Origin of the sequence: Methylosinus sp. RM1 (genome assembly GCF_011378635.1) — a bacterium.
GTDB classification, from domain to species: Bacteria; Pseudomonadota; Alphaproteobacteria; order Rhizobiales; family Beijerinckiaceae; genus Methylosinus; species Methylosinus sporium.
Genome location: NZ_WOVC01000077.1, coordinates 1 through 4,797, shown reverse-complemented (window position 1 = coordinate 4,797; position 4,797 = coordinate 1). Strand labels below are relative to the sequence as shown.

Annotated in this window: 7 protein-coding genes; 2 read left to right on the top strand and 5 right to left on the bottom strand. The window is 63.6% G+C overall.

What is annotated here, in order from left to right; all coding sequences use genetic code 11:
* Positions 1 to 1,016: recombinase family protein (locus FMZ75_RS20760; protein WP_246729175.1), on the bottom strand; the 1,016-nt coding region annotated here is incomplete at its 3' end.
* A 207-nt stretch (positions 1,017 to 1,223) separates the two neighbouring features.
* Positions 1,224 to 1,802, bottom strand: a complete 579-nt coding sequence (locus tag FMZ75_RS20755; RefSeq protein WP_166146110.1) for a hypothetical protein — start codon at positions 1,800 to 1,802, stop codon at positions 1,224 to 1,226.
* 149 nt (positions 1,803 to 1,951) lie between these two features.
* Between FMZ75_RS20755 and FMZ75_RS20750 the strand changes: the two genes are divergently transcribed.
* The gene (locus FMZ75_RS20750; protein WP_161914156.1) at positions 1,952 to 2,173 is read left to right on the top strand and encodes a helix-turn-helix domain-containing protein; all 222 of its coding nucleotides are present in this window, start codon (positions 1,952 to 1,954) and stop codon (positions 2,171 to 2,173) included.
* Between the two features lie 25 nt (positions 2,174 to 2,198).
* Positions 2,199 to 2,555 (top strand): hypothetical protein, encoded by a 357-nt coding sequence (locus FMZ75_RS20745; protein ID WP_166146107.1) that lies wholly within the window; start codon positions 2,199 to 2,201, stop codon positions 2,553 to 2,555.
* A gap of 16 nt (positions 2,556 to 2,571) precedes the next feature.
* On the opposite strand, the gene FMZ75_RS20740 is transcribed toward FMZ75_RS20745, so the two are convergent.
* From FMZ75_RS20740 to FMZ75_RS20730, 3 genes are all read right to left on the bottom strand, one after another.
* A complete protein-coding gene (locus FMZ75_RS20740; protein WP_166146105.1) occupies positions 2,572 to 2,931 on the bottom strand; it encodes a type II toxin-antitoxin system PemK/MazF family toxin in 360 nt (119 codons plus the stop codon).
* Positions 2,928 to 3,167, bottom strand: coding sequence for an antitoxin MazE family protein (locus FMZ75_RS20735; RefSeq protein WP_166146102.1), 240 nt, complete (start codon positions 3,165 to 3,167; stop codon positions 2,928 to 2,930). Before FMZ75_RS20735 ends, FMZ75_RS20740 begins: the two co-directional genes overlap by 4 nt.
* Positions 3,168 to 3,282: 115 nt before the next feature.
* The coding region (locus FMZ75_RS20730; RefSeq protein ID WP_166146099.1) for a DUF3363 domain-containing protein at positions 3,283 to 4,797 on the bottom strand (1,515 nt) is incomplete at its 5' end.

Sequence of the window (4,797 nt, the reverse complement as noted above, 5' to 3'; positions counted from 1 at the left end):
GTGGAGCAGCTGTAATAGCGATGCACTTTGCCGCTCTTCGAGGTCCCGGTGCGCAGCGTCATCGCGCCGCCGCAAGTAGCGCAGACGGCGAGGCCGGTAAGGAGAATGGGGCCGGTGACGACGCGAGGCGGCAGGACGCGCGGGTCACGGGCTTTCAGGCTCGCCTGGGCCTTGTCGAACATGGCCGTTTCGATGATCGGCGGAACCGCGATCTCGATGACTTCACTTTCGGCTTTGGCTCTCCCGGTTTTGGCCTCGCGCTTGTTGAAGCGCCACCGGCCGGCATAGACCGGATTGGTCAAGACCTTATGGACCGACGCGACGCCGAAGCGCGCGCCGAGTCGCGTTCTCAGCCCGCGCCAATTGAGCGTCTTCGTCACCTCCTTGACGCCCATCGGGCCCTTGCCGGCCTCGCCTTCGAGATACAAGCGGTAGATCGTCCGCACGGTCTCGGCCTCGACAGGATCGACGACGAGCTTTTTCTTGGTCCTGTGTCCGCGCTTCTCCACTTCGGCGAGTGAATAGCCGAGCGGCAGGCGTGAGCCGTTGTAGAAACCCTGGCGGGCGTTTTCCTTCATTGCGCGCAAGACGTGCTTGCCGTTCTCGCGGCTCTGATATTCGTCGAACAGCGCGATGACCTGGCGCATCATCACCTGCGCCGGATCGTCGCCGAGCTCCTGGGTGATCGAGACGAGCCGCACATTGTGCTTGGCGAGCCTGCGCACATACATTTCCAGGCCGAAGGCGTCGCGGAAGAAGCGAGAGAACGAATGAACCACGATGACGTCGATCGGATGATCGTCGTCGCAGGCGCGCTCGATCATGCGCTGAAACTCGGGACGATGGTCGTCCATGGCGGAAGCGCCGGGCTCGACATATTCGGCGACGATGCGCCAGCTATGGCGTGCGCAATAGGCGCTCGTCTGCGCCTGCTGGTCGGGGATAGAGAGGTCGACCTCCGCCTGCCGCGTCGTCGAAACCCGGAGATACAGCGCGGCGCGGGTACAATCGGGCATGGGGAAAACTCCCGGCATCATCAAATTCGTGGCGCGAGTGCCGATCGATCGGCCGAGTCTATTTTCGAGATTCGCAGGCGTCACCGGAATTTCGGCTGCGCCAGCGACAATAGCCCCGGATCGTCCCGCAATGAGAAGCAAAACGAGCCGCGGAGACCGCGGCTCGTCAATTGTGAGATCGACAATCTCGCCGTCACACGGCCCGCTTCAAAACTTCGGAAACGAATCGAGGCGACCGATACGGATCAAGTCGGTCAGCGCCGAGCGGACCTGCGGCCAGGGAAATTCGGGGCAGTTCTCGCACCATTCGCCCTCGCGGAGCACAGCGTGGAGCTTGGCCGCGACGCCTTCGACGGTCGACGCCGGCGTGGCCGCCAGCGCATCGGCGAGTTCTTGCGCTATATCCGCGGCTCGCTCTTCGTCTTTTTTCGCTTCGGAGTAGCCGACGGCCAAATCTGCGGCGGCCCAGCGCGTACGATAGATTTCTTCCTCGATGGCGCAGCCCGCCTCGGCGCCTTCGGCATCGTCGACGCCGTCTGACGCGCGGATCATCTGCATCAATCGGGTTTCCAATCTCTGCTGCTTCTGGCAGAGAACGTCGGTGACGTCCTGGGCGGTCTTCCATTGCGTCCACAGGGACGTTGCCGGGTCGACGACCATCGTATGAGACGAATCGACGCTCGCAATGCCCTTGAATGGCGCCGGCGCGACGGCGCCGACGCTCGCAACCAACAAAGTCCTTCGGGTGAAAGCAGACGCACTCGTGATAGTCTCGGTGGCAGCCATGATCCGAGCTCCTCATAAGCCGGGTTGTGGTCAGGCCGGGCGAGGTGTTAGCTCCATCCCGCTCGGCCGCTCTCTGGTCAGAGATGGGTCCATCATAACCCGAACGACTCGCCGATCAACAAAACTCGCCATAATATAGCGATTCCTGCATGACGCCCGTCCAATGCCGAATGGCCCGAGCCGCTCTGAATCTCGGCGTCATCGAACTCGCCGATTTGGCGGAAGTTTCCACCAACACCGTGACTCGTTTCGAGCGTGGCGAGCAGGTCAAGCCGTCGACGATCGACCGCATGCGCGCCGCTCTCGAGCAGGCCGGCGTGGAATTCATTCCCGAGAATGGCGGCGGCGCCGGCGTGCGGCTGAAGAAGTAGAGGGGTCGCCGTCGACCGGCAGCAAGTGGGCGACTTTCGTTTCCTTGTCCCTTCATCGATGTGGTCCGAATCGTTGGTCGAACAAGTCCCCGAGCCACGCCTCGATTACATCGACCTCGGCGCGCGTGACCGGGACATCTTCGGGCCAATCATCGGTGACAGTCCAGGCGTCGAGTTCTCGGTGGGCTTCTCGATCGATGTTCGACCGAGCGTCATTCCGCGTCGACGCGACGCGGCGATCGGCGCCGACGCAGCGAGGATCGAGAGGATTTGCACGCGCTCGGGACATCCCGGCAGGATCGCGCGCTCGATCTCGAACAAGAATGGCCTAATTTTACGCCGCGATGCGCTTTCCTACGCATCGCCATCGGAGAGAGGGTGAACGGATGACGGCCGGCTCATGATCGCCGCGCTCGCCGAGGTCTCGGCGACACAGCGAGTCCGAGGAAGACGAGCACCGCTTGGTTGAGACGCAAAATGTCTTCTTCGTCCAAGCGCCCGATATGTGCGCCGATCTTCGATTTCGGAACGGTGGTGACCTTGTCCGCCATCAAGCGGCAGGCGACGCGCAATCCATTGCGCTCGTTCGGCTCCACGGGCAGACGGAACAGAGGCGCGTCCGTCTCGTCTGTCGTGAAAGCGCAAATGGTGATGGAGTCCGTCGCGTCGAAACTGTCATCCTGAATAATGACCACAGGGCGCGGCTTGCCTGCGTAGTCCTTGCCGCCGGCAACGGTCCAGATGTCGCCGCGTCTCATTCGTTACCGTTGTCATCGACGTCGATGACCGACACCGCGTCGATGAACGATTGGTCATCGAGAGAATGGGGGCTCGTGGCGACGGCGAGCGACTGGCGATGCGCCTCCGCCTGAAAGGAAGCGGCGCGCACGTCCGGCACCCAAATCTGTATAGGGCGCAGCCCTTGGGCGCGCAGGCGCTCACGGTGATCCCGCACCTTGACGCGGGAGGCCTTGGGCTTCGCTGCTGGGGTCACGATCAGCCTCCTATAGGTTACATGTAACCTATCACGAGCCGTCGCGTTTCGACAATCCCGATCGTTTGCATCGGGGCAGGTCGCGGCCGCAGCTCTACAAAGCTCAAAGCATTTGTTACAGCCCCAGCCCGCGCTTCCGGCCGAGGTCCCACTCGATGCCGCCGCCGTCACGGTGAACGCCGCTGAGATATTGGCCGATGCGCTTTTCTAGAACGGGCTGCCAAGGCACGAGCTGGAAGCCGAGGCCGTCCTCGATCATCGCGAAGCGCCCGCTGGCGAGATTCGCGACGCCAGCCAACCGCCCCGACACATATTCGCCCGGCCCGCTCGGCGAATACGACATGCCTCGCTCCGCGGCCATCTGCCGGCCGACGCGCTCCACCTCCCGCCGCTCCAGCGTGGCGATAGCGCTGCGCGGGATGGAGATGGATTTTCCGTTGTCCGTGGCGAGACCCATTTCCACCAACCGCTCTCCGCGCCGGTGGAGCGCATTCTTCACGTCCCGACCGAAGCCCGCTTCTGCTATCGAAATCTGCTTGTCGGCGACGAGTTCGCGGTCGAGCCACGTCGCTCCGTCGCTCGCGATCTGCCGTTCGAGGTCGAAGGTCGAGAGCGTGCGCACGCGAAGGCCATCGCCGCCCTGAGCGAGGTCATAAGCTCGGCCGCGCTCAACGATATCCATCGGCACGCGCCAATGGTCCGCGTCGACGCGTTCGACATGCCCAGCCCGGCGCAGCGCCTCCAGCCGGCGGACATGGAAGCGAACAAATGCGTCCGGGTCCTTGCCCTGCCGCTCGAAGCTCTCGCGAATGCGTTCGAGATGAGCGCTCGGCCGGTAGACGCCGTCGTTCTCCGCGACGATGGCGATGTTGCGGTCGGCCGGCCTCGGATCGGAAACGGCGGGCGCGGCTTCGACGATCATGCCGCGGCCGACCTCCTCGATGCGGGTCGGATCGGCGAACTCCAGATGATGGACTCGTCCGTCGACGCCGTCGACGACGAGATAGACTCGCTCACTCATCTCGTCGCCGGCCAGCCCCTTGGCCAGCACCCGGCCGACGATCGGCTCCTTTCCGGTCTCCCCGTGGCAAGCATATTGCGCGACGCCGCGCTCGTCCGCCAGACCGTGACCGGCCAGCGCCCGGCGGATGGTCTCGATCGCTTCGTTGCGAATGCCGAGTTCCTTCAGCATCTGCTCCGCGCGGTCGGAAATCGCCCACCGCCCCGTCTCGAGTTCTGTGGCGAGGCCGTAACGTTCCAGGCGCCGCGCGCGACCGAGCAGCAGCGCCCGGTTTTCTCGGACGAGATAGGAGGCGCCTTCCCCGAGCCTGAGATCAATGACGCCATGCTCGCGCTGCTCGGCGATCAGCATTTTGTCGAGCCGCGTCAGTCGCTCCGCCGCAACTTCATTCGCGAGCTTCGTCTGAAGCTCGATCTCGCTCTGGTGGCCGAGCTCCAGCGTGACCAGCTCGCTTGCCCGATGACGAACACCGTGAGCGATATAGTCGCCGGCGATATTGAGGATGCGGCCGTCGTCGAGCACGCCCCGGACGATGATGTGGGTGTGAGGATGGCCGGTGTTGTGATGGTCGACAGCGATCCAGTCGAGGCTCGTGTCGAGGTCCTTCTC